Annotated in this window: 20 protein-coding genes and 4 pseudogenes; 6 read left to right on the top strand and 18 right to left on the bottom strand. The window is 34.7% G+C overall.

The features are described from left to right. Positions 1-137: 137 nt before the first annotated feature. Both DMC01_RS05130 and hemC read left to right on the top strand, forming a co-directional pair. A complete protein-coding gene (locus DMC01_RS05130; RefSeq protein ID WP_142693210.1) occupies positions 138-587 on the top strand; it encodes an FxsA family protein in 450 nt (149 codons plus the stop codon). Position 588: 1 nt separating this feature from the next. Next, positions 589-1,518: a hydroxymethylbilane synthase gene (hemC, locus tag DMC01_RS05125; protein ID WP_142693209.1), complete on the top strand. Its 930-nt coding sequence runs from the start codon at positions 589-591 to the stop codon at positions 1,516-1,518. Positions 1,519-1,568: 50 nt separating this feature from the next. Here the strand turns inward: hemC and DMC01_RS05120 are convergent, their stop codons facing one another. The 3 genes from DMC01_RS05120 to DMC01_RS15855 all read right to left on the bottom strand — a co-directional run bounded on the left by DMC01_RS05120 (position 1,569) and on the right by DMC01_RS15855 (position 4,255). Further along, positions 1,569-1,754, bottom strand: coding sequence for a hypothetical protein (locus tag DMC01_RS05120; RefSeq protein WP_142693208.1), 186 nt, complete (start codon positions 1,752-1,754; stop codon positions 1,569-1,571). Next, entirely contained in the window at positions 1,715-1,882 is a 168-nt protein-coding gene (locus DMC01_RS13290; RefSeq protein ID WP_185908722.1) for a hypothetical protein, read from the bottom strand. The genes DMC01_RS05120 and DMC01_RS13290 overlap by 40 nt, the downstream gene beginning before the upstream one ends. Positions 1,883-4,132: 2,250 nt before the next feature. Further along, positions 4,133-4,255, bottom strand: coding sequence for a hypothetical protein (locus DMC01_RS15855; RefSeq protein WP_282432256.1), 123 nt, complete (start codon positions 4,253-4,255; stop codon positions 4,133-4,135). A gap of 501 nt (positions 4,256-4,756) precedes the next feature. On the opposite strand from DMC01_RS15855, the pseudogene DMC01_RS16495 reads away from it, so the two are divergent. Beyond that, positions 4,757-5,463, top strand: a pseudogene (locus tag DMC01_RS16495) (IS1595 family transposase). A gap of 729 nt (positions 5,464-6,192) precedes the next feature. Here the strand turns inward: DMC01_RS16495 and DMC01_RS05110 are convergent. The 9 genes and pseudogenes from DMC01_RS05110 to DMC01_RS14905 all read right to left on the bottom strand — a co-directional run bounded on the left by DMC01_RS05110 (position 6,193) and on the right by DMC01_RS14905 (position 15,572). Further along, entirely contained in the window at positions 6,193-6,417 is a 225-nt protein-coding gene (locus DMC01_RS05110) for a hypothetical protein (protein WP_142693207.1), read from the bottom strand. After that, positions 6,401-6,820, bottom strand: coding sequence for a flagellar export chaperone FliS (gene fliS / locus DMC01_RS05105; RefSeq protein WP_142693206.1), 420 nt, complete (start codon positions 6,818-6,820; stop codon positions 6,401-6,403). The genes DMC01_RS05110 and fliS overlap by 17 nt, the downstream gene beginning before the upstream one ends. An 8-nt stretch (positions 6,821-6,828) precedes the next feature. Next, a complete protein-coding gene (gene fliD, locus DMC01_RS05100) occupies positions 6,829-9,147 on the bottom strand; it encodes a flagellar filament capping protein FliD (protein WP_142693205.1) in 2,319 nt (772 codons plus the stop codon). Beyond that, positions 9,148-9,546, bottom strand: a complete 399-nt coding sequence (locus DMC01_RS05095) for a flagellar protein FlaG (protein WP_142693204.1) — start codon at positions 9,544-9,546, stop codon at positions 9,148-9,150. A 515-nt stretch (positions 9,547-10,061) separates the two neighbouring features. Continuing rightward, a pseudogene (locus DMC01_RS16490) lies at positions 10,062-10,660 on the bottom strand (transposase); the annotation flags it as partial. Positions 10,661-10,825: 165 nt separating this feature from the next. After that, a pseudogene (locus tag DMC01_RS16485) lies at positions 10,826-10,981 on the bottom strand (hypothetical protein); the annotation flags it as partial. Between the two features lie 255 nt (positions 10,982-11,236). Continuing rightward, a pseudogene (locus DMC01_RS05090) lies at positions 11,237-12,889 on the bottom strand (menaquinone biosynthesis decarboxylase); the annotation flags it as partial. Between the two features lie 213 nt (positions 12,890-13,102). Further along, positions 13,103-14,443, bottom strand: coding sequence for a DNA cytosine methyltransferase (locus tag DMC01_RS05085; protein ID WP_142693202.1), 1,341 nt, complete (start codon positions 14,441-14,443; stop codon positions 13,103-13,105). Continuing rightward, complete coding sequence (locus DMC01_RS14905; protein WP_246059025.1) at positions 14,433-15,572, bottom strand: hypothetical protein; 1,140 nt, start codon at positions 15,570-15,572, stop codon at positions 14,433-14,435. Before DMC01_RS14905 ends, DMC01_RS05085 begins: the two co-directional genes overlap by 11 nt. Positions 15,573-16,161: 589 nt before the next feature. Between DMC01_RS14905 and DMC01_RS05070 the strand changes: the two genes are divergently transcribed. The 3 genes from DMC01_RS05070 to DMC01_RS13280 all read left to right on the top strand — a co-directional run bounded on the left by DMC01_RS05070 (position 16,162) and on the right by DMC01_RS13280 (position 16,768). Beyond that, positions 16,162-16,356 carry a hypothetical protein gene (locus DMC01_RS05070; protein WP_142693201.1) on the top strand — a complete coding sequence of 65 codons (195 nt, stop codon included), beginning with the start codon at positions 16,162-16,164 and terminating at the stop codon, positions 16,354-16,356. Further along, positions 16,320-16,535, top strand: a complete 216-nt coding sequence (locus DMC01_RS05065) for a hypothetical protein (protein ID WP_142693200.1) — start codon at positions 16,320-16,322, stop codon at positions 16,533-16,535. Before DMC01_RS05070 ends, DMC01_RS05065 begins: the two co-directional genes overlap by 37 nt. A 95-nt stretch (positions 16,536-16,630) precedes the next feature. Next, positions 16,631-16,768, top strand: coding sequence for a hypothetical protein (locus DMC01_RS13280; RefSeq protein ID WP_185908718.1), 138 nt, complete (start codon positions 16,631-16,633; stop codon positions 16,766-16,768). 576 nt (positions 16,769-17,344) lie between these two features. Here DMC01_RS13280 and DMC01_RS05060 read toward each other — a convergent pair. From DMC01_RS05060 to DMC01_RS05035, 6 genes are all read right to left on the bottom strand, one after another. Next, positions 17,345-18,598 (bottom strand): hypothetical protein, encoded by a 1,254-nt coding sequence (locus tag DMC01_RS05060; protein WP_142693199.1) that lies wholly within the window; start codon positions 18,596-18,598, stop codon positions 17,345-17,347. A gap of 17 nt (positions 18,599-18,615) precedes the next feature. Further along, the gene (locus tag DMC01_RS05055; protein ID WP_142693198.1) at positions 18,616-21,591 is read right to left on the bottom strand and encodes a hypothetical protein; all 2,976 of its coding nucleotides are present in this window, start codon (positions 21,589-21,591) and stop codon (positions 18,616-18,618) included. Positions 21,592-21,599: 8 nt separating this feature from the next. Further along, positions 21,600-22,406 carry a hypothetical protein gene (locus DMC01_RS05050; RefSeq protein WP_142693197.1) on the bottom strand — a complete coding sequence of 269 codons (807 nt, stop codon included), beginning with the start codon at positions 22,404-22,406 and terminating at the stop codon, positions 21,600-21,602. A gap of 343 nt (positions 22,407-22,749) precedes the next feature. Beyond that, positions 22,750-23,049, bottom strand: a complete 300-nt coding sequence (locus tag DMC01_RS05045; RefSeq protein WP_142693196.1) for a hypothetical protein — start codon at positions 23,047-23,049, stop codon at positions 22,750-22,752. After that, positions 23,042-23,890 (bottom strand): hypothetical protein, encoded by an 849-nt coding sequence (locus DMC01_RS05040; protein WP_142693195.1) that lies wholly within the window; start codon positions 23,888-23,890, stop codon positions 23,042-23,044. Before DMC01_RS05040 ends, DMC01_RS05045 begins: the two co-directional genes overlap by 8 nt. Positions 23,891-24,311: 421 nt before the next feature. Continuing rightward, on the bottom strand, positions 24,312-25,397 hold the full coding sequence (locus DMC01_RS05035; RefSeq protein WP_142693194.1) for an NAD(P)-dependent alcohol dehydrogenase: 1,086 nt from the start codon (positions 25,395-25,397) through the stop codon (positions 24,312-24,314). Between the last annotated feature and the right edge of the window lie 141 nt (positions 25,398-25,538).

The following is a 25,538-nucleotide window of genomic DNA, read 5'->3' as shown; positions in this document are numbered from 1 at the left end:
CCACAAGGCTTAGAATGACAAAATCAATACTTGTTTTAAAAAAGAGTAAAGATAAAAAAGGCGTTGGTGTGAGTGCTTGTGAATTTTGGCTTGAAAAGATACAAATTTTCGTTTAAAGATATTAAAAAGGCGTTTTTATGAGTTATTATAAATTATCTTTGTTTCCTTATTTGCTGATTGAAATACTTTTTAGCCTGGGCTTTGTGCTTTTTTTTGGCTTTGGCAATTTTATAATATTCTTGCTTTTAAGTATGCTTTTAGGAGCCATTTTGCTTGGGATCTTTTGGAAGAATATGCTTGAATTTAGGCTCTCATCCCCACTTGAAATGCTTAAAAATTTCGCCCTTGTCATAGCTGGCTTTTTGCTGGTAATTCCTGGCGTTTTAAGCTCTATTTTTGCACTCTTTATACTTCTTTTTGGACTTATTTTTGGCCAAAAAAGCTCAAAAAATTTCAATGAAAGCTCAAATTTCACTCAAAACTCCTACAAAGAAGGCTCAAGCTATCAAGGCTTTAACTCGCAAAAAAACTCAAATTTAGACAGTGAAATCATAGATGTTGAGATCATAGAGACAAAAAGGGACTAAGATGCAAAAGCTTGTAATAGCCACTAGAAAATCAGCCCTTGCCCTTTGGCAAAGCGAGTTTGTAAAGGCCTTGTTGCTTAAAAACCATGCAAATTTAGAGCTTATTTTGCAAGGCTTTTCAACAAGGGGAGATAAGATCCTAGACACACCCCTTGCTAAAATCGGAGGCAAGGGGCTTTTCACAAAAGAACTAGAAAGTGCTATGCTAAGAGGGGATGCTCATTTAGCAGTGCATAGCTTAAAGGATCTGCCAAGCTTTTTCCCAAAGGGACTTGTTTTAGCAGCTGTTTGCAAGCGAGAGGAGCCAAACGACTCGCTTTTAAGCGAGAAATTCAAGGATTTAAGCTCCTTGCCAAGAGGTGCAAAGGTAGGCACCACAAGTCTTCGCCGCAAGATGCAACTTTTAAGGAAGAGGCCTGATTTAAACATTATCTCACTTCGTGGAAACATAAATTCCCGACTTGAAAAGCTCAAAAAGGGCGAATTTGATGCCATCGTTTTAGCTTATGCAGGGCTAAAAAGGCTAAAACTCGACAAGGCTGTGAATTTTTTGCAAAAATTCAGCCTTGATGAGATGATACCTGCTGCTTCGCAAGGCATTTTAGGCATTGAAAGCGTTGAAAATGCGGAGATTTTAAAGCTCTTAGCTTGTTTAGATGATGAAAATTCAAGGATTATGAGTAAGATTGAAAGGGATTTTATCAAAGAATTAGAGGGCGGCTGTCAGGTTCCCATAGGCATAAATGCCGAGATTGTTGGGGATAGCATTAAAATCCGTGCGATTTTGGGTTTGTCTGATGGGAGTGAGCTTTTACAAGAAACTCAAACCCTGCCTTTAAATTCGTGCGAAAATGCAGGAAAAAATTTGGCAAATGAGTTTATAAAAAGGGGTGCAAAAGAGCTTTTAAAAAGGGCTGAGAGTATGGTGTAGCCGTCATTGCGAGAGTTTGCGTAGTAAAATTATGGTGTAGCCACAACGCATTAAAGTGCGTAATGAAAGCCCCCTCCCTTGCGGAGGGGATTTGGGGGTAGGTAAATTATCATTCTGAGCCACAGCCTATCTAGTGGGTTGCGAGGCACAAGCCGAAGCAAAAACATCTCTATTTTGTGAATTTTGCGGTAGCTCGTCATTGCACCAACTCGGCACGACTTCGTGGCAATCCACAACCGCAGGTAAAGCCCCCTCTCTTGCGGAGGGGGTTTTTGTTTCGGCTACGCCTTGCAACCCGTTGGGTGGGGTGGGTCGTCATTGCGAGATTTCGCTTTGCGAAGTCGTGGCGATCCATAAAATTCACAAGGCTAACTTATCAGTTCAGCTTACAAAACACTGAATACAAAGTACGGATTTTTAATTTTATGTGAATTTACTTTGCCAAAAAGTCCATAATTTGTTATTTGTATTCAGTTTTTTGCATATATTGCATCTTTGATCTAATGTAACTGAAAATTCAAGCTTTCACCTAAATTATTGCCTCAATTTTAACATTTGCTGTGAATTTTTGGCAAAATTTGTCATTTTGAGCCGAGAGTAGCGAGTGTGAAGAATTTACAAAAAAATTATGTATTTTATACAAGTGGCGTGAATTTTAGGGTGAAGTGTCATTGTGAGATTTTACAAAAATGCAAAAATGACAAATAACCCTCATTGCTAGACTAGCGGAGTAAAATCGTGGCAATCCATAAATTTACGCTTTGAAAAAATGTAAAAACTCCATTGCGTCGGTGGTTTTGCTCCGGCTATCGCCTCGTAATTCGCTGGGTGGGTGGGTCGTTATTGTGAGCCGGTGAAACCGGCGTGGCAATCTAAAATTCACACAGCAAAAACTAAAATTCAAAGCAAAACTTTAAATTTGTCATATTGAGGCTTTGAAAAAGCCGAAATATCTCAAAATCATAAAAAGAGATTTTTCGCTTAAGGGCTCAAAATGACAAATAACCCTCATTGCGAGACTAGCGAAGTAAAATCGTGGCAATCCATAAATTCACGCTTTGAAAAAGCGTGAAAAAGCTCTTATCTTGCGTAGGGATTTTATTTTAATTTGTTTTGCAATTCATTGGGTTTAGTGGGTATTGTATATAGCAAAAATTCAGCAAAGCTTCCAAAAAATTCACGCTTTTATAAAAATAAGCAATAAAAGTTTACAAAATAAATGCTCCAACACATCCTTTAAAAGTAAATCATTTCATATGAAAAGAATGAAAATGCAATACTTTTCAAAGCAAGACAGCATAAATTCAAAAGGCTTACAAATCAACACAAAGCAAGGTAGCGAAAACCTCTCTTGTTTGTTCCTTGCAAAACTCACAATTTGTGGCTTTGTACTCAGTTTATTAGTCCGCTTTTTAGCGTTAGATATAGAGTTTTTCACTCTTTTAAATTCTTTTAAATTTCTTAAATTTTTCAACCTTTTTTATTTGTTTTTCTTTGTCTGCAAGGTGAAAATTTATAAAATTCACTCAAAAATTCACAATTTTTATAAATTTTTATTTCTATAAATTGCCACGAAGCCTTAAGCTACTTCTAGCAATGACGGCAATTTTTTCTAAAAAATTCAAAACAATGGCTATTTTTGCCAAAGAATTTACAAAATTCACAACTTTTATAAATTTTTTTCAAATTTCCACTCAAAATACTTTCCAAATTTTTAAACATTCAATACAAAGTAGGGAAAATGACAAATTCTAACAAATGACAAGTCCTAAATTTCAAACAAAGTATAGAAAATAAAACCATTTTATCTATTTGAATGCGACAAGCAAGAACAAACTGTATTTTTTAATGATAAGCTCTTTTGGGTATCTTACGGTTGGGACAAAGCTGTGTTAGTGCATGGGGCTTATGTGGAAAGCACGAAAAGATAACAAGGGTTATGCCTTGGGGCGAGATTATAAAGCACAATGGTTTTGCTTAAACTTGCTATGGGTTTTTTAGGCTCACTTTTAGGCAAACAGTCTAAAAATGACGAAAAAATCGTTGAGGCTATAAATAAGCTCATAGAATAGCAAAATTCGCAAGCAATGGCAGTGAAATGGTATATGATAAAGGCAAAGTATATTATAGTTAGTATTTTTTGTCTTTGATTTTAGCACTTGGTTTGTGGTGGGTTATTACACCTATAATTGTAGTAGTAGCAAAAAGTTTGTTATGTTTTACTGACTGAATTGGCACTTATTCTTTGTGTTTATCATAATACCATCTTATCCGCTTTGTGTTTATGCAGTTTATCTAAGTGTTAAAAAGAAAAGCATCTACTTAGATGCAAAGAGCCGCTAAGAAGAAAAGTAAGTGGGCGATGAGACTTTGAGTGAAGCCCATGTCAGCGAGGATGTTAAAAAGCAAAGTGGCGATAGGACTTGATATGAGAGGCAGAGCTTTATAGTGGGTAAGCGTAGGTATTTTTACAAAACTACCTACTTGAACTGTGATTATTACGTTTCTTGTGAGTCGCTAAGCTCGTATAAAGAAAAGATTTAAGCTAAGCTATGATTGATAAAATGAACGAAAGGCTTAAAATTTACGAGCTTTTATACAAGGCTTATGCGGGTTAGATAAAAAATCTTTGGCAACGGTTTATCTTTCTTGGTGCTTTTATGGGTTTGGATGGGATATGGACGCTGCGGTTAAAATTTATAGAAAAATGTGCGGAAAATTCACAATTTCCAAGCATTTTTCATTCCGCTTCGCTTGAGCTTTGTGCTGCGATCATTATTTTGTCTTTACTATGGATAGCTATGGCAAAAGGTTTGAAATTTGTGTAGGAAGCACACGATATGCATACAACAAACACAAATGTATACTTTTTTATAACTTGAAAGATTATGAAAACTAGCCGAAGGATAATTTACAACGGTTCTTTAAGGGTTTTTAGTATTTACCAAGTATGATCAATATAGCCTTGAGGTTAATTGGTTATCTTACAAGTTGCATATTATTTGTTTATAATTTATTAATTTTTAGATTAAAAGAAAAATATTTTGTGCTCTATAAAACTGTGGAAATGCTATTCATATCTTATTCTTAATCTCAAACTAAATCACATAAGCGAAAACACAAAGTATATATACAATGCTAAAAATTAGCTTTAATTAAACTTAACAAAATTTTAGGCGATTGATACTTTTAGCTGATATAATTACAGCCCAAAGCTTGGAAAAATCGATGTTAGTATATATTTTTGCCCTACATTTTTGAGCGTAAATTTCGGCAAATTTTGGAGTGTTTTTGTGCTGACATTTGCGTAAGCAAAATCGCTGTTTTGTGTAAGGTTTCTCGCCCTTGTGTTAATGCAATTGTGCAGCAAGCTTTTAACCCTTAAAGAGTGCGAAAAAATCAGCAAAACGAAGTTTCTTTAGAAAATTAGCGGTGAAATTGAAGAGGGTGAGAGTTATTTCGGTGCAAAAAGAGTGCGTACAAAGCGTGGACGTGGAGCTGGTCGCAAAACACCTGTGTTCGGTATGTTAAAGCGAAATGGTTGCGTTTATACGCAGGTCGTCAAACACTGCTCTGCGAAAGAGTTGCTGCCTAGGACTTTTCAGAGCTTGAAGAAAGTGAAATTTACAGCGATGGACTAAAATCCTACGGTGCCTTGGTGGATTTTTTGCTTCGTTTTGTCTTGCAACTTTGCAAGAAGGAGCAAAGGCACATTATAGGGTAAAGCACTCTAAAAACGAGTTTGCAAACGGACGAAATCACATAAACGGCATAGAGAATTTCTGAGGACCTTACAAAGGCTAGATTAGGGGGTTTCACGGCATTAAAAGAGAATTTTTCACGCATTTGAAAGAGAGTGAATTTCGTTCTAATGTCAAAGTTAAAAACGAAAATTTGTATAAAATTTTGTTAAAATGGCTTAGGAAAAATCCTAGGTCATTTTAGCTAAAAGTATCAATCGCCAAATTTTATTTTATCACTTTTGGTAAATTTTGATAAATACTTTGTCCTCAATTTTTTTTTCTTAATTTAGTTTCGTTTAAGTGCGTAAAAAGCACAATTCCTTTGCCGTAAAACCACCTAATATAACCTTTGCAAAGCCACTTATGCTTACAGTTACAAGAACGAGAAGCAAAAAATTCTCTATGCTATTTATGTGGTTTCATCTTTTTGCAAACTCGTTTTTGCTATGCTTTACTCTATAATGTGCCTTTGCTCCTTCTACTACGCAGTTGCAAGACGAAACGAAGCAAAAAATCAACCAAGACACCGTAGGCTTTTTAGTTAATGGCGTAAATTACGGCATTTTCTAGATCTGCAAAATCCCTTATAATAGGCAATAGCTCTTTAGCAGAGCAATTCTTTAAAATTTGCGTATAAATGCTCTCCGAGAGTTTTAATAATACTTCTCACCCAATCGAGAGCTTGTAGCAGGAAGCAAAAAATACTTCAAAAATTTATATAACTCTATTCTCAGGCATTTATAAATTCATCATACACTTATTTTCATCCCTAAAATCAGAGCTTAAAACTTTTTTATTAGAGCTTGGTTTGAATTTAAATTTAAAACATTTTAAGCAAATTTGATACAGAAATTATTTATGCTTTAAGATTTGTAACAGTGCTTAAAACTAAGTTAGAAATAAGAAATTTAAGGCTCTTAAAGCAAAGCTCTTATGCTTGTAAAAACTCCCTTGCCTTTTTTAGCTTGTTTATATTATGTGCTAAATCCTCTTTCTTTTTTTCCATTAAATTCAAGGCTTCGCCGATTAAAGATGAGGCTTGTTGCAACTCCTCATATGAGGCATTTTTAAAGGGCGCTTCTTCAAAAAGCCTTATTATGTCTGCTTCGTCCTCCTCAGCAAGGGCTATTTTTATCTTTTTAACCCAAATTTTCATTTTTATCCATACTGTTGGCTTTTTCATTTAGATCAGGATGAATTTCTCGCCAAGCTTCAAGCAAACAGCGAACTACATTTATCACCTCGTCTATTTTTAGCTCATCATTTTTAAGATTTGCTTGAGAAAGTAATTTTATTTCTTGTAAATAAAGTCCGCTAAGATAATGAGCCACATCCCCACCCTTGTCATAATCAAGGCTGTTAATAAGCTCTATAAATATATCAGTTGCCCTCTTTGTGTAATATAATCTTTGTTCTATGTCATTTTTTCTTATACAAATTTTTATGCGTCCGCAAAAACGCAAAAGCCCCTCATAAAGCATTTCTACTAGTCTTTGAGGGCTTTGTATGCCTACTATTTGATTTTCTGAGTAGGCATTATAAACCTGGGTATCTTGCATTTTTATCCTTAGTTATTGTTTTGCTGTGAAGCGTTGATTGTTTGGGTTAATTGCTGTTGTTGTTGTCTTAGCCTTGATATGATTGTTTCATACTGAGCCCACTTTCTAAACATAGCACTATACTGATCATCAAGCTTTTTTTGATCTGCTGTTTTGGATTCATTTAGCTTTTTTGTTTCATTGCTTAGGCTATCATAATAAAGCATTAAAGAACCCTTTTCTAGATCATTATTAGTAAGGCTTACCTTTGTGTAGGTGTTTATGGTAGCATTTAGATCAGCTAAAACACCAGTTCCTGTTTTAACTTGTATGAGCTTTTTTTCAGCTGTTAGTCCAAGCTTATCCAAAAAGGTTTTTTCCCCTGTGATTTCAAAATCAGAGCCATTGTCGCTTTTGAAATTAAAGGTAAAGCCCTTTACTTGCTGTCCGTTTTCTGTGATGTTTAGCTCTCTCATAGTAACTCTTAGCTCAGATATACTAAAGCTATTAATATGATCAAGTAAGTTTTGAGCCCTTTCTTCTGGGGTGCTTCCACGCAATACAAAATTTTGCCCATCAACTGTCTTAGTAAGATCATAGCTTGTGTCATTAAAGATAATCTTAAAATTCTGATTAGCAAAGTCAAGCTCGTCATTTGGAAAGTCTGTATTACTAAGAGTAACTGCTCTGCTTGTTACATTAAGCTCCTCAAAGCCACTTGTTCCTGCAAAAAGCCTCTCAGCTACTTCTATGTCCTCATTTAATTTCTTGTTAAAATCGTCCTTTTTAAGGCTTAAAAGTCCTTCTTTACTTATACTTAGACCGTAATCTGTCAAGGATAAAAAGACCTTTGAGGGCTTTTTGTTTCCATTTTCATCCACCTCGTAGCCATCTACTGATCTGCTTGCAAAGAGCTTTGAGACAAGGGTTGATCTTAAATTTGTTACCTCACTTACAGCACTTAGAGCACCTGAGGTGTTGGTGGTGGGATTAAAGGCTGTTACCTCTGTGAGATAGTTTGCTAGCTCATTATACTTATCAACAAGTTCTTGCATAGCATCGGCAAGTCCGCTAACATCTTGTTTTATGTCGAAATTTAGCTCGCCAGGTTTTAATAAATTCAAGGTCATACCTACATTTATGTCTGTTATGCTATTAGTTGATCTATACATTTTTACCCCGTCTAAGGTAAATTCAGCATTTTGAGCCTTTTTAAGATGAAAGTCTCCATTTGCATCATCAAGGGTATAGTTTTTTGACAAGGTCATTTTTAGGGTAGATTGCAAAAAATTTGTTGTGGCTTGATCGCTTGAGTAGGTGTTTGTGTTAGCATCTTTTATCCCATCAAAGATAGTTATCTTTGTAGAACTTGTAGAATTAGCCCCTGCAACGAAGTTAAAGATCTTGTTTGCATCCCCTCCTGCATTCAGTCTTATCTTGTTATTTGTTTGTTGACTAACTCTATCTATGAGATTTTGGTAAGTGTCAGTTAAATTTGCTGTAATTTCAAATTTTTCACTCCCAGCAAAGAGTGTGAATTTAAGATCAGATCCAAGAGTGCTATTTAGATCGGTTACATCACTTGTCTTAATGCCTGCACTAAAATTAAAGCCCTTGCTTAGATCGCTTTCATTTATATTATCTGTTTTAAGCCTCCATCCTAGGTTGTTTTCAAATATGCTTTTTGCGTCATTATTTTCCTCAAAAAAGCCATCTTGATTTTTTACCCCGGCAAAAAAGCCTATGGCATTATCAGCACCTGTATCCTTGCTTGAAAGGGTTAGTCTGTAAGGAGTGGCTGGTTCTCCTGTGGATACTATCTTTGCTACCACTGCTCCGCTTGTAGCTGAGTTGATCCTATCTGCAAGATCGGCATAGGTGGTATTAGCATCTACTCTTATGGTGTATTCTTTGTTGTTTTGCATTAGAGTAAAGCTGGCTGGATTTTGTCCTGTTGTGAGTATGCGGTCTGTATCCTTTGTGATGCCCTTGCTTTGAAATACATCCTTTTGAGCTATCTGATCAACCCTTACAGCTAAATTTTGCACAGCCACACCGTTATTTGCTGTCAAAGTAGCTGCTGCACTATCTCCTGTAACGCTTGGAGTTACTGTTCTTTTTTGAAAGGCTGTTGCCTCGCCTAGTGAAGAAACAGCACTCTTGTAGGTATTAAGCTTGGTTGTAAGCTCTGTTAAAGCCTTTTGAATGTCTGTGTTTTTTTGAATCTTAGTATCATAAGGCTTAATTCTAGCATTTTCTTCTGCTGTTTTAAGCTTTTCTAAGAGATCATTTGTCAATACCCCATTCGAACCAAGTCCTAAGCTAGCTAATGCTCCTACCTCTGCCATTTATCCCTCCTTATCAAATAACAAGCCTATGGCATTTTTGAAATAACTTGCAATCTTCATCGCCTCCTCGCTAGGAATTTGGCGAATCACCTTTCCTGTGTCTCTTTCAGTTACTTGAACTATCAAGGCTTCAAGCTCCTCGCTGAATGAAAAACGAACATTTGTATTTAAAACCTCCATTTGCAAATTTAAATCCGCTGTCGTCCTTCTTAGCTCATCTCTTGTGATGCTTGTAGTAGCCTGGCTATTTTCAGGTGCGCTTGAAAGCCTAGAAAGTTCGCTATTTGTAAGCGAGATCGAGCTAGAACTTGTGGTTTTAAGCTCATTTGTCATCTTTGATGAGCTGATTTGACTAGTTTCTATCATAATAAATTCCCCCCCCCAGAGTGTATTTATCAAATCTTAACCTTAATATCGACTTAAAAATTAAAAACTGAAGAGCCTTTTATGAATTTTTAAAACTTTTTAAGGCTTTTGACACATTTTTGCAAATTCTTGTAAATTTAAGGCTTTAAATTCAAGCTTGTATTTGAAATTTTAGCAAATTTAACTTACTTAAAGTAAAACTCAAATAAAACTTCCTTGCTTTTAAGATAGCATTTTTTAAATTCAAGCTAATTTTACAAGCCTTAAACATCAAGCTTTTTATTCTTTAAAGCTTACTCATTTTCAAAGATCTAAAAACTTAAAACTTGTGATTTAAAATCAAGCCCTTTAAGTTTGTTAGACACAATAAGCAAAAACTGTTCTAAAAATTCAAAAAAGAAGAAAATTTAGATCTTTCATCAAAAAGATGCTGAATTTTTCAAAAAGTTTTAAATTTATTAGCTCAAGATACTCTAATAGGATTTTCCCTTATCAACTTTAATAAAATTTGATGAGAATTTTGTCTCAAATTTTTCGTCTTAATTTTGTTCTTTTAAGTGAAGTACAAATTTTCTTTTTAGCCCTTAAATTTAGCAAGTCTAAATTTTGCAAAGCATATTCTGTTTGCAGTTGCAAGAGGCTTAACGAAGCAAAAAATTCACAATTTCGTTTATGTGCTTGTGTTTCTTTGCAAACTCGAATTTGGCGCGCTTTACCCTATAATGTGCCTTTGCTCCTTCTTGCAAAGGAAGGGGCATAGCGTTGTAAAAAATTAACCAAGGCACCGTAGGATTTTAGTTTATCGCTGTAAATTTCACTTTCTTTAAGCTCTGAAAATTCTTTTATTATGGACTGCAATTCTTTGACAGAGCAATGTTTTACTGCCTGTGTATAAACTCGTGCGATTTCGTTTTAGCATTCTTTCTCGCAAATGGACGAGTGCATAGCACAAAGTAAAAGCACAGGCGTTTTATTGCCAGCTTCACACCCACGCTTACCACGACCACCACCGAAATAACTCTCACCATACTTCAATTTCACCACTCATCTTGCTAATTTTTTCACACTCTTTTGCTATTAAAATGCGAATTTCACGCAAAATTCTATTCACACAAGCACGAGTTATTCTGCAAAGTAGAGCGTTTTTTCGCCTCTAAATCAAGGCTTCTTGCAAAGTTGCGAGTGTAACGACATAAAAAAAATACTTCGTAATTTCTTAAATTATATCTGTGAAATTTGGGAACTGACCTTTGTTTTTCATGGGACTTAGCTTAAAAACCCTTTGGTTTAAGTTTAATTGAGTCTATGCAAACTAGATCTCAAATTTATTAAAAAGTTCTTTATCATCCTCTATCAAGCCCTTTTCAATAAGTCTTTCAATGATCCTTTTTGTGCAATCAACCTGCAAGGGCCACCCCCTCTCATAGCCCTCCAATTCACCCTTTGCACTAGCATCAATGCCTATGCAATTGAAAGCAAAATTCGCACAAGCAAACCTTGAATTTTCATCATCCAAGCTAGCAGTTTTTAAAGCTGAATTTGTTGAATTTTCGCTAGATTTTAAGCTTTTTTTACTTAAAGCATTGAAATTTTCCTCATAATCCTTGCTTAACTTTTCATTGTTGTTGCTTGAAAAATTCACGCCCTCATCAAAAAGGGCTGAATTTTCGCCCAAATTCGCCCCCACGCTTGAATTTAAAGCCAAATTTTTCCCAAATTCTCTCTCAAAACCCACAAAATCCTTCCCAAAAAATATATCCCTTTTCGCGTCAATGTTATTTACCACACGCCAAACAAGCATATATGGGTTTTCAAGACGGTTTTCTTTGTCTAAAAAGATTAAGATTTTAAAATGCCTAGCAAATTTTAAAAGCCTTTCAAAGCTCTTTTTCACAGGCTCTTTTTTATCAAGCAGAATGCAAACTATGGGAGAATTTGTCTTTGTGTAAAATTGCTTTAAAGTAAGTAGCTTGATTTCACTGCTAAAAAGCTCAAAAAGCCTCTCATCGCTTAAAATTTCAAGCTTTTCTCCACATTCATCCTCGCTACTAGCGTCCAAGGCAGCCTTGCCCCCAAAGCAAGCATTTGGTGAAGCGTGATCTAGCTGGTCGCAAATGCCCTCGCTTAGATAAAGTTTGCTAGCATCAAAGCGATTTAAAATGTAAGGTATTAGAGCTTCGTAATCATCAAGCCTTGGAGCATTTTGTCCCACAAAAATGGCGTGTTTTACAAAGCTCATCTGCCCCACGCCCCAAAAGGCGTGCATTATCTGCGTAGCGTGGGCTGGATATGTCGCGTGAATTTTGGATAAAATGAGATTGTGAAAGACGCCATTTTCAGGCATTTTGTAGTCGATGACATCGGGGGTTGTGGTTTGAAAAAGTGGCAAAAACACCCTTTCCGTGCCAAGTGCCATAACTCTGTCTTCAAGTGGGGGCTTTCCAACGACAGTGGCTTGATAAATGGCATTTTTTTTCGCACAAATTCGACTTACCCTCATCACAGGAAAGGGCTCAGCAGGCGTGTAAAAGCCCGTGTGATCCCCAAATGGACCCTCAATCTTGCATTCATCAAGGCTCACAAAGCCCTCTATGACAATGTCTGCGTCAAATGGCACGAAAAGCCCATTTTCGCATTGTGCGAGCCTTGCGGGGCTTTTTTTGATAAAGCCGTAAAGCAAAAGCTCAAAAATCCCCTTTGGTAGCGGAGCTTGCGCACACCAGATATAAAGCGGGTCGCCGCCTATCGCCACGCTCACAGGCATTTGTTTAAGTCCAGCTTTTTTATACTCGTTAAAAAAATTCGCCCCGTCCTTGTGAATCTGCCAGTGCATTAAAAGCTCACGGTCTCCGCTTACTTGCAAACGATACATTCCTAGGTTGTTTTGCCTTTTATCCACGCTTTGCGTGTAAATTTGCCCCATAGTGATGAATTTTTCAGCGTCCTTTTCCCAAGTTTTAAGTATGGGTAGCTCGTTTAGGCTTTTTAGCTCACTGAATTCAAACTCGCCCCTTGTTTTTAGGCGTTTGGGCGGGACATTTTTAAGGCTTAAAATTTTCTTAAAAAAATCGATTTTCGCACCCAAAGTTTTGGGAATATGCAACTTTAAAAGGCTTGCAATTTCATCTGCTACTTCGTTATAAGCTCTTGTAAATGCTAAATTCAAGGCTTTTTCATTACAAAAGGTATTCATAAGCACGGAAAATTCAAAGTCTTGTCCCTTGTGAGTGGGCTTTGTGAAAAGCAAAGCCTTGCTATTTTCGCCCTTTTTTGCCTCTATATAAGCAATGTGAGCCATTTCAAGCTCCGTATCCACAGGACTTTCGATGACTTTTAATAGCTTGTTTTTTTCTAGTAAATTTATAAATCTTTGCATTGTTTTTGCCTTTTTTACATTTTTTGGGTGTGAATTTCACTGCAAAATTCACGGATTTTTGTGAATTTTGGTGTAAATTTTTTAGTAAATTTACACAAAAATTCACGCAAAATCCGTCATTGCGAGCGGTTTTGAAAAAAACCGCGTGGCAATCCACACTCAAAAAGCTGTGGAATTTGCCATTTTTAAAAACGCTTTTTAAACAAGAAATACCTAAAAATTCACGCTTTTTTGTGAATTTTCTTTCAAATTCTCATCAGTGCCTTTTCTAGCATTCTTGCTAGTTTTTTCATTAAGTGCCGCGTTAAGTTCTAAAAACTCTCTTGCTGCCCTAGCTATAGCCCTTGCAAGTGGGGGTGGGACGGAGTTTCCTACCTGTTCGCATCTTTTTGTATGTGAGCCAAAAAATTTATAATCAAGCGGAAAGCCTGTGATGGTGGCTGCTTCTCTTATGGTAATACTTCTGTGTTCTTTTGGGTGCAGTGGAAAGGCACTGTGTCCTGGCACCAAAGTGGGTGCAAGTGTATCAAAATGAAGCCTCATATTACCACCTCTTGAGTAAAATTTGGTGATTTTTAGGTGCTCGGGAAGTTCATCTATGCTATCTGAGATATTGCAACCTAGCTTAATTAGCTTAAATCTTTCTATGGTTTTTTCATTGTGCTGCATTTTTTTATTATCCTCATCTGCCTTGTTTGAGTAATTGATTTTAGCCAAGGCTTGCCTTAAATTTATAGGCTTTTTAAAGTTTATCCTAGCTAGTTCTTTCTTGTCAAAATCAAGCCTCGTGCCTATGCTCTCATCTAAAAATTCAGGCAAGGGAAAGTTAAATTCCCCAGCTAAATCTCCCCTAGTAGCAACTATGATAAGCCTTTCTCTCTTTGTGCTAGCCCCATACCAAGCAGCATTTAGCACCTTAAAATCAACCTTATAGCCCATTTTTTCATAAATTTTCACTATATCATCAATCACGTTAATTTGATAAGGCTTGATTTTGTTTAGGATTTTTGCCTTTTGAGCCTTTAAATTTTGTGCCTTGTCTAAAATTTCTTGAGTGATTTGTGCCTTTTTTCGTAGGGCTGATCTCTCACCTCTAAAAAGCTCGATTTCTTTCCATAATGTGCTTACTTCGTCCCAAATTTCACTTGGTGCCTTTGGCGATAAGATCTTTGCTCCTAGCATACCCTTGACATTTTCTATAATGCTAATTTTAGGCTTTAACTCTTTGATAATGTCTAAATAATAGCGGTAAAATTGATTTCTCGCGTCCGCTGGACTTCTCTCCCCAGCCAAAGAAAAGCCCTTGCAAACTATGCCCCCAAACACCAGATCCACTTCGCTTTTTAGCTTGTTTTTTAACTCTTTGGGGTTGATTTTGGTTATGTCCGTGTTATCTATAACCGTTCCCCTTAAATGCTTTTTATTGTTAAATTCAAGGGTTTTTAGAGCGTTTTCATCAAAATCATTCACATAAAGGGTTTTAAAGCCCTCTTGCATAAAGCCCAAATGACTGCCCCCAGCTCCGACAAAAAATTCAGCTAGTTTAAATTTCACGCAAAATCCTTTCAAAAATTTCTTTATAGTCATTATATTTTGAGAATTTTTCTATATGTTCTTTAAAGGCTCTTTCGTTTGTTTGTAGAGGATTAAAAAGGATTTTTCTATTGCTTGAGCGTGGTGCAAAGTCTAAAACGCCGTAACCGTCCCTTAAAATGTTTAAATAGCTTGAAATGTATCTAGTGTTTTTGCCCCTATCTTTTTTTTGAAATTCAGCAAGCCATATAACTTCTTTTCCGCCATATTTTTGGCTAATTAGATCAAAAATTTTGCTCTGTTCTAAGTCGCTATTTTTCTCTAAAATACCAAGCAAAACTTCAAAATATGGACGCAAGTATTCAAAAAACTGCAAGGCAAAATCAGAATAATCCAAATTTGCCAAGATAAAGCCTCTTTCTGTGGGGATATTATTTACTATTAAGCCAAGTTGATTAAGGGTGATAAACATATTTCTTAAACCGTTGATATTTGGCATTTCTAGCTTGTTATTTAGCATTGTTAATCTATGTATCAACTCTTTTTCTAATTCTTGTCTGTGAATTTTTATGCGTTTTAGCTTGTAAATCACCAAAACCCTTAATAAAAAATAAAACTCAAAAATGCGCGTGTCGTGTATGTAATATTGAGAAATCATAATTCTATTTTCATTCATATTTGCACTTAGCTTTTTTAGCTCATTTTCGTCAATCAATCTCACAGCCAAAGAGCTTGAATTTACCTCTAAAATTTTCTTGCTTTGTGGGTATTTGAAAAGTCCTACATTAAAGGCGTTGTTTTTAATGACGGCATCAGGAAAGATATAAACGCTTGAAAAGTCCTTTAACTCGCAAAACTCATAAGAGCGGTTTGAAAGGCTGTTTTCAGCAAAATACTCATATTGAAAGATCTGCCCTATGCCACGCACATAGTCGGTTACATTGATTTTAGCTCCCTTGCACTCGACAATGGCACGAATTTTACCACTTTCAAAAAGCGAAAAATCGCAGTAAATGCCGTTGATAAACTCAACTTCCTTTTCAAATTTAGTTCTTTCAAAATCAAGCTCTAAAAGTTTGTAAATGTCCTTTTGCAAATCCCTATCCTTTGCTATATAAGCTTGAAAATCTGCTTCTTTTGAAAAATCCATAGTTTGTCCTTTTTAAACATTTTGGCTTTTTATAACTTTTTTGCAAATTTTTGTTTTAATTTTACTAAAAGGGCGTGAATTTTTGGAAAATTTCATTAAAAATTCACTGAGCTGTGAATTTTTTAAGAAGTTATTACAAAATTCATACCATAACTCGTCATTGCGAGACTTGACGGTTGTCAAGTCGTGGCAATCCATAGTTTAAAAAAACTGAGCTGTGAATTTTTTAGAAACGCCAAAACAAAGGCGAAAATTCAGGCTTTTTAACGCAAAAATTCACAGCAAATGTTAAAATTAAGGCGAAAATTTAGGCAAAGCCTAAATTTTGTCATATTGAGCGTAGCGAAATATCCACGGTCTTAAAGTCATCTTTGATTTAAAATGTGAATTCTTCGCTTTTTTCAAAAGGCTCAGAATGACAACACGCAGAGTGTGTTTTGGATTTTACTTCGTGCTACGCGTCTGCTAACACATTTACTCACTTCGCTCGTAAAATCTCGCAATGACACTTTGCCCCAAAATTCGCACTTTTTTGTGAATTCTTCGCCTTTTTCAAAAGGCTCAGAATGACAAAGTGTAGGCAAATTCCGTGAATTTTTATAGATTGCAACGCAGTTTTTTACAAAAACTGCTCGCAATGACGAAGTTTTGCCAAAAAATTCACGCCACTTGTGGAAAATGCGTGAATTTTTTTTCGTGGATTCTTCGCACTCGCTACGCTAGGCTCAGAATGACAACACGCAGGGTGTGTTTTGGATTTTACTTCGTGCTACGCGTCTGCTAATACATTTTTGCTACGCAAAAATCGCTTCGTCCCAGCCGCCACGCCGGTTTCACCGGCTTACAATGACGACCAACCCAGCGAATTACGAAGCGATAGCCGGAGCAAAACCCTCTCCGCAATGTAGTTTTTACGCTTTTTCAAAGCGTAAATTTATGGATTGCCACGATTTTACTTCATAAAATCTCGCAATGAGGGTTATTTGTCATTTTAAGCCCTTAAGCGAAAAATCTATTTTTGTGATTGTAAGATATTTAGGCTTTTTCAAAGCCTCAATATGACAAATTCAGAGTTTTACTTTGAATTTTGCTTTTACTGTGTGAATTTTAGATTGTTAAGCCGGTTTCACCGGCTTACAATGACGACCAACCCAGCGGATTGGGTGGCCGAAGCAAAGACCCCCTCTGCAAGATAGGAGATTTTGCCAAACTTCACCTTGCAAGGGGCCTTATCTGCTAACTCTACCACGCAAGATAAGGGGACTTTAAGGCGATTCTACGCACAACAAGAAGCCTTAAATAGAACATCACATAAATTACTACTGCTTCTTTGACATTCACCTTTTATAGTAGCAAGAGTTTTAGGATATTAGTGTTTCCTCTTTATTTTTTAGCCCCTTTTGCTTACAGTTACGAGCCTAGAGTTGTAAAAATAACTCTCATCAACTGCAAACTCTTCACTAAAATAACTTTGTTTTTCTTGTTTTTAGGTTTTTTGCCTTGTATAGTCTTTCTTTAAAATTTTTTACAATATTTCTTTTGTGGGCTTTTAAATTTAACTAAAAGCTTAATGTTAGGTTTTTAAAGCCTAAATCTTTTAAGAAGCTTGGCTTTGAGACACTTAAAGACTTATAAACAGTTATACATATTTTACTTTCTAAGTTTAAAAACTTATGAGCTTGAAGGCTTGAAATAAATTTAAATGACACAGCATAAAGATTATTTATTCTTTTTTAAACCTTTAGAACTTCATCCTTTAAGCTTTTTAAGCCTTACTCTAATTCTAGCTCAAGCCTAGCCATCATTTCTTTACTCCAATGTTTAGGAGGCTTTTTTGGATAGCTTTTTTTATAATATTCTACAAAGCTATCTTGATTATCTTTAAGCTCAAAATAATAATTTCCTAATGGGGAGGGCTTAATGTGCTCATCTCCAAAGAAGTCTAAATTTGGGGTTTTAAAAGAGGCTTGATCTTTTTTGTTGCTTGTCTCATCTATTGGTATATAATATGAAGGAGCTAGCGCAAAAGAACCAATTTCATCGATAAGAGAAATATACATATTTTTACTAAATAAAAGCTCCTGTTGTAGCTCTGGTGTTAGAAGATCTTTGTAATTTTCATAGAAATAGCTTGCAATTAGATCTTTCATAGGCTCATCGTGCTTATTTATAAGCCTTCTATCATCTATATAAGCACAAAGATTAAAAAGCATATTTTTCTTTTCAGCTATATAGCCATTATGGTAAAGTATGGTAAATTCTTTTAAACTCCATACCAAATACGCATAAAAAAGCTCGTTAAAATAAGGAATCAAAAGGGCTTGCTTTTGTGTTTTCATATAATCAATCGCCACAAGCCTTGCATAATATTTAGGAAGCAAGGTTCCATCAAATCCCCACTCAAACATATCCTCTTGCAAGATGCCTAAATTCAGTAAGCTTTTGTAGGTATTTTGAGTTGGCATATAGGCTTTGATACCTTCTTCTTTGTTGATACTATCTATGTAATCTTTAATGAGGCTAGTATTAAGTTTGTGAAGTTCTGTGAAATAGCTTAGAATTTGCTCCTTGTTTAGGGTGATGTTTTGCTTGCTATTTTTACAAAGTAGTTTGAGTTTGTTACTTTTGAATTTATAATTTTCTCCAAAATTGCCACTATCAAAGAGTGCATCATCAAGCTTATAATCTTTATTTAGCTCATCAAGCCACAGAGGATTTATCCTTGTAAGCTCTTCTTTTAAATTTTGTATGTTGGAGGGTATATAATGTGGGATAAGATTGCTGTCTTTGTTTTTTTTAAAAATAATCTTGCCTAAATATAAGCCTATTTTATGCTCTATTACAAAGCTAGCATCTAAGCCTCTAAAATGTTTGATCTTAGTGCCTCGTTCTAAGACAAAGGTATAAGAACACCAATTGTCAAGACAGTTTATATTTGTATTAATCCCTAAATAAAGCTCTTGTTCTTTTCTATTGTTTAAAAACTGATTGTGTGCTTTAAGATCTGGTGCTGGTGTAAGCTTCATTTTTGCTCCTTTTAAGCTTATAAATTTGCTTCTTTTCTAAAAGCTCCAGCTACTACACGGCAGTCTCTTTCACTTGGCTGTATGTAGTAGAGGGGGGAGGGTTTCATTCTTATTTGTGCTCCTTTTGAATCTATAATACGAATGCGAACTTCGGAATACTTTGAATTTTTAACGCATTGCTTAATTTCTGCATCAAAGCTAGCACAGTTTTTATCATAAGCATCAAAGAGTGTTTTATATCCCCAAGATATATATAAACTATGATGTATAAACTGTGCTATCTTGCTTTGTGTCAAGCTATGTTCTAAGTCGTATGCAAAAACATAGTGCATATAAAAATGTCTAAACTCGTGTATAAGAGTATCCATAAGGGCTATAAAATCATCTTTAAGCCCTGATCTTGGTAAGGAAAGACTTATTGTATTTGTGTTTCTATCATAAGTTCCTGAATTTCCATAAGATAGCTCATAAGTAAGCTGTGGTATAAGGCTTGGTTTGATTTTTAATGCCTTTGCTATCTCATTGATAAAATCTTCAATTAAGCTAAACTTGTCTATGTTTTTATCATTATGCAAAAAGACAGCTTCAAATTCTTGCTTATAGGTTCTTGTATTTTCATTGACTCTGTAAAGCTTGTCAATGAAGGAGCTATTTAATCTTGTGCTTGTATATATTTTCACAATTTTTTCTACAAAGTCCTTTCTATTTGCTTTATACTCATCTTGACAGTTAAATAATACATAGCAACTTCTCATCACACTCCCCACAAAGTCCTCATTTGCAAGATCAAAGCCCTTATAAAGAAAAGCAAGCTTTCCTGCTAGGCTTGGATAGGCTCTAAGATAATCAAACAAAGGATCAAAGCTTGAATTTTCATTTTCATATCTTGCTTGATGTTTTTGATAAAACTCGCTGAATTTATCTTTATTTGATCTTAAAAAATTCACAGCCTCTTCTAAATTACATATTAAATCAAGCTTGTTGAAATAAGGCAAGGCTTCCTTTGTGGCACTAGCTAAAAGCCCATCATTGCTTTTTTGTGCTTCTATCTTGGCTAGGCTGAATTTAAAAGCCTTGTAGTTTTGATCCTCTTTTCTCTTAGCCTCTATGATGCTACCCTTTGAAATTTCTCCTATTTTAAATTTTGTGTTGATTATTAAATGCGTGTTTTTATATATATCAATATCAGCCGTGCTAGCAAAGATGATAACATAGGCACAGTTTAGTAAGGGCAGATGAAAGCCTATTTTATCATATATTTGATGTTCATTAAAATACCCACTTAGATCAAAAAGAGGGCTTAAATCATATTTAGCTAGTTTTTTATCCTTAAAAAGATAAAGCTCATTTTCGTCTTTAAGGCTTAGATAAGCCCAGTTCAAAGCCCTTGTAGCCCTCATATCCTCCCTTAATCTTGCTCTTAATTCTATATAAGTTCCTGGGGCAAAGGGGTAAGAGGGTGCTTGGCTTGTATTAAAAGAATTTTGTGTTTTGTGAGTAAGATCTTGTTTTGTATGAGAAAAATTCTTTGCCACATAAAAAGAAGTTTGTGTGGTCTTAGAATAAGTTTGTGTGGCATTAAAAACATCCTGTGTTGTGTGAGAATCATCTTGTTTTGCATTAAAAGAAGTCTTTGTGATATTTGCAAAATCTTGGCTTGCATTAAAAGAATTCTTTGTTGCATTAAAAACATCTCGCGTTTCTTGCAAACTAGGATCTAAGATATAATGTATTTTTATTTTCTCTTTTGCCTTTTTAATTTCTTTTGTTTTAGGATCTAGCTCCCATTCTACATACTCTAAAAAGCTAAGCTCTTCTACAAGATTTATGTCATCTTTAACTTTGGTATCCTTTTTTTTAAAATAAATTATGGCTTGGTGATTTGCATAATTATTAGGACTAAGTATCTTTTGAGTAGCTTGATTTTGCTGTGAATTTATTAAAGCTTCTTTTGCTAGATAAGCTTGCTTGTTTTGTGAATTTATTAAAGCTTCTTTTGCTAGATAAACTTGCCTTTGCTGTGAATTTTTTAAGTTTTCCTTTGCTAGATAAAAAGGCTCTTGCTCATACTCTTTATCATCTATTAAGCGGACATTAAAAAAATCCCCTCTCTCATCTTCATTTATCACAAACAAAGCCTCTCCTTTATTGTTTGTAAGCCTTTTTAAACTTTTTTTAGAATCTATATTTATAAGCTCTATGTGCTTGTTTTTTAAAGGCTTTAAGCTAGCATAATCTTTTATGAGAAGCTGGAAATTTCTTGTTTTGTTGCTTTTTGGGTGAGGGTTTGAGTGGGAGGTGGTGTTAAGATCATAACAATGTTTACATAAAAAAATCATATGCTCTTCATATTCTTTTTGTGTCATTAAAGCTTTATTCGTAGAGCTTAAAATTGCGTTAGCCGTTTTTTCTGTAAGTGCTTCTTTTCTTTCCTCTAAACTCCTTGTATCGCTTTGTATAAGAGACATAATGTTTTGCATAGCAGCCTTAGCTAAATTTTTAGCATCTTGCCAAAGCTCTATACTTTTACTTCGTAAAAATAGATAAGCTTCGCTAAGAAAGAATGTTGTTATGTAAGAAATGATAATGCTGGCTATAAAACCTAGCATAGCATCGGCAATAAGTGTTGGAATGATAACAGCAGAAGCTACACCTATGCCAATAGTAATGCCACCTAAGATAATTATTTCCGTTATGCTTAAATCTTCATTAGACATATTTAAAGCAGAGCCCTTTATGGCATCTTTTGTGGTAAATATGATTTTAATATAAGAAGGTGTGGCCTTTTCTATGCTTGTTATGATGCTACTTAATGTAGAATCCATTAATGCTAAGGTATTAAACAAATAAGCCTTTAAAGAATCTTTATCCTGTTTTCTTTGAATTCTTTTTAACTCATACTCACTTATACAGTCAAAGAATTCTTTGTTTTCTTTATTTACATTAAGTATATCATTAGGAGTGTAAGATATTTCTATGCCGTAAATGTTCATTGGTGCTCCTACAAATAAATTTTTAAGCAATTTAAATTTTTTATCTCAAAACCAACAGTTATCTTATTTTTAGTCATTTCATAAGCACTATATCCCATTTTAGAATCCAATTCTTTTATTAATGTGGAAATATTATTCATACCAAAAGGATTAAATCTAGTGCAAAAATTAGCGATTATATGTGGAAATTTGTCTTGATCAAAAAGTTGCGGTCGCACAAAGGCTAAATTTGTTGATGGTCTTGGTATAGGCATCAATGCCAAGTTATCTCTATTGAGCTTAATATTGCCAAAAATTCTATACTCCAAAATAAGATATTCTTCAAACAATAAAATGCGTTTAAGTAAAAAGGGCTTACTAATAAAAATATGCATTAGCACAACAGCAATGAGTGGCTGTGCAAATATGGACAAAAGGATGATAAAAGAATATATAATACAAAGATATAAAAATCCCAATACCCATACACAATAATTTTTAAGGCTTCCTTTATACTCGCAAATTAAAAGAGGATCGCTTTTATTTATGTGTTTATTTGTATATGTATGTTTGAAAATGACAATATGAACATAACACCACAGTATAAAAAAGACAAGAAAATTTAACATAAATGCCATATAAGCAACAAGAAACCAATCATCATAGTATAATTTATTAATAACACCATTAAATATAAAAAGACCAATTGGCACAGATAATATGCCCTCAATAGATATGATGGAATACAATGCATTATTCCACCTCCTTTCCCTTTTACTTCCCAAACCGTTAAAAAGCATAGGATCAAAGGAGGCTTTGTGAATTTTCTTAGTCATTTTATAATCCTTTTATAATCCTTATGCTTGTTTGTTTTTAAAAATTGTTAGGCTAATATAGTCTTAGTGCTTGAAAGCTTATATTATTTTTTGGGCTTAATACACTTTAATAGAATTTTGGCTTATCAATCTTATATAAATTTCAATAAAATTTTGCCTTAAAATGTGGCTATTATATCAAAATTTAATTTTTTTAAATGAAAAAACAACCTTCCTTTTCTTTAAGCCTTTGTTAGAAAATGCAAACTATCAAGCCCCACAAAATCGATTTCTCGCAAAAAGTTTGCCTTGTGAATTTAGCCTAAATTTTGCATTAAAATTTGTCACCAAAAGCCGTTAAGGCCTAAAACACCGAATTGGATGTATTTAAAGCAGAACCCTTTACGGCATCTTTTGTGGTAAATATGATTTTAATATAAGAAGGTGTAGCCTTTTCTATGCTTGTTATAATGCTACTTAATGTAGAATCCATTAATACTAAGGTATTAAACAAATAAGCCTTTAAAGAATCTTTATCCTGTTCTTTTTGAATTCTTTTTAACTCATACTCACTTATACACTCAAAGAATTCTTTGTTTTCTTCATTTACGCTAAGCCTATCATTAGGAGTGTAAGATCTTTCTATGCCGTAAATCTTAGACATTAAAATTATCCTTTAAATAAATTGTAAAAATTTTAAAATTTATTTTTTTTCCAGCATAAACAAAATTTTCATTTGCTATAGCCTCTGTGCTATATCCCATTTTAGCATCTAAGTCTTGCCATAATATATTAATATTAGTCATCCCATAAATGCTAAATATTGCACAAGGATAATAAGTCAAATAAGAGTTTTTAGCATTTTTAATGATCATAACTCTTGCAAGGGCAATATTAGCACCATAGTCCATAATGGATTTGCTAACAAGTCTATTAAGCCTTATCAATGCTAGGTTATTTCTATTTAACTTAATATTGCCAAAAATTCTATACTCCAAAATAAGATATTCTTCAAACAATAAAATGCGTTTAAGCAAAAAGGGTTTGTTGTAAAAATGTAATAAAATTAGACAAAGCAAAGGTGGAGAAACAATAGATAAAACAAAAAAAAGAAGATAAAAAATCAACATAAAAATAAAGCCCAAGATCCATACACAATAATTTTTAAGGCTTCCTTTATACTCGCAAATTAAAAGAGGCTTAGTTTTGTTTAGATCTTTGTTGAATTTAGTATGTTTAAACAATAAAATATGAAGATAAAACCATACAATAACATATACAAAAACTATACATATGACGGCAATATAATAATTTAAAAACCAATCTTCATAATACTTTTTCGTAACGGTTCCATAAATAATAGATGAACCGCCAATCATACCAAATATATATCCAAATAAAATTATAAACCCATAAAAGCCATGATTAAAGCTCCTTTCTCGTTTACTTCCCAAACCATTAAACAGCATAGGATCAAAGGAGGCTTTGTGAATTTTTTTAGTCATTTTATAATCCTTTTATAATCCTTTTATAATCCTTTTATAATCCTTTTATAATCCTTTTATAATCCTTTTATAATCCTTTTATAATCCTTTTATAATCCTTATACTTGTTTGTTTGTGAAAATTGTTAGGCTAATATAGTCTTAGTGCTTGAAGGCTTATATTATTTTTTGGTCTTAATATACTTTAATAGGATTTTGGCTTATCAATCTTAATAAATTTCAATAAAATTTTGCCCTAAAATGTGGCTATTATATCAAAATTTAATTTTCTTTAAATGAAAAAACAACCCTCCTTTTCTTTAAGCCTTTGCTAGACAAATGTAAATTATCAAGCCCTATAAAATCGATTTCTCGCAAAAAGTTTGCCTTGTGAAGTTAGCCTAAAATTTGCATTAAAATTCACCACCAAAAGCCGTTAAGGCCTAAAACACCGATTTTTTAGTATCTATTACATAGCGAAATTTTGCTCTCCCACTTGTTAAATTCTCATAGGCTTCATCGATTTGAGCGGCTGTTATGATTTCAGTTTCAGGGTAAATGCCGTGTTTAAGGCTAAAATCAAGCATTTCTTGAGTCTCTTTGATGCCACCTATGATGGAGCCATATACCTTGCGGTGTGCTGAAAATACAAGCGAGCTTAGGCTAAGACTTGGCATTACGCTTGTTGGCGGAAGCCCAACTATGCAAAGCTCGCCGCCAAAGTCAAGCAGCCGCACATAGTCCATCGGCTCGTAGGCTGTGGGTATTGTGGAGATGATTAGATCAAAGCGTTCTTTTACTTCGATTAGCTTGTCAGTGGTGTAAAGTGCCTTTACGCCGAGCCTTAAAGCGTCTTGTTCTTTCTTTTTGTTGCGAGCAAAGACACTTAGCTCAGCACCCATTTTCAGTGCGTATTTCACAGCCATTACTCCAAGTCCGCCAAAGCCAGCCACGCCCACTCTTGAGCCTGATTTTACCTTGCTGAATTTAAGCGGTGAGTAGGTGGTGATGCCAGCACAAAGTAACGGTGCTACCTTATCAAGCGGAGCGTTTTTAGGCACTGTTATAGCAAAGTCCTCGCTTACGACTAGATTGTCGCTGTAACCCCCATAAGTAGGCTCTTCATTATGAAAGCCATCAATGCAGTTGTAGGTGAAAACGACCTTTGAGCAAAACTGCTCCTTGCTTTGCTTACAAGCCTCGCACGCCCCGCAGGAATTTACCATACACCCCACCCCTGCGTAATCTCCTACCTTGAATTTTTTTACATTTTTGCCTACGGCGATGACGCGTCCTGCTATTTCGTGTCCGGGCACCATAGGATAAATCCCATCCGCCCACTCGCTTTTTGCCTGGTGTATGTCGCTGTGGCAAATTCCAGCAAATAGCATTTCAATGAGAATGTCTTTTTCTCCTAGTGGGTGTCTTGTGAATGAAAAGGGCTTGAATTTGGCGTTTTTGTTTGCCACTGCGTAGCCTTTAGCACTTATCCTCTTGCCACTTGTTGCCTCGTTTATGTAAGTTTGCATTGTTGCTCCTTTTGATAAATAATGTAAATACATTATAAGGCATTACACCTACTGTTTGTCAAGGGCTAATTTAAAAAATTTGCAAAAAATACAAATTTTATGCTTAACTGTGCTAAAATTAGGGCATATGAGGGATGAAAA

Source organism: Campylobacter troglodytis, assembly GCF_006864425.1.
GTDB lineage: Bacteria > Campylobacterota > Campylobacteria > Campylobacterales > Campylobacteraceae > Campylobacter_D > Campylobacter_D troglodytis.
The sequence above is the reverse complement of the archived record's forward strand: the minus strand, read 5'-3'. Positions and strand labels throughout refer to the sequence as shown.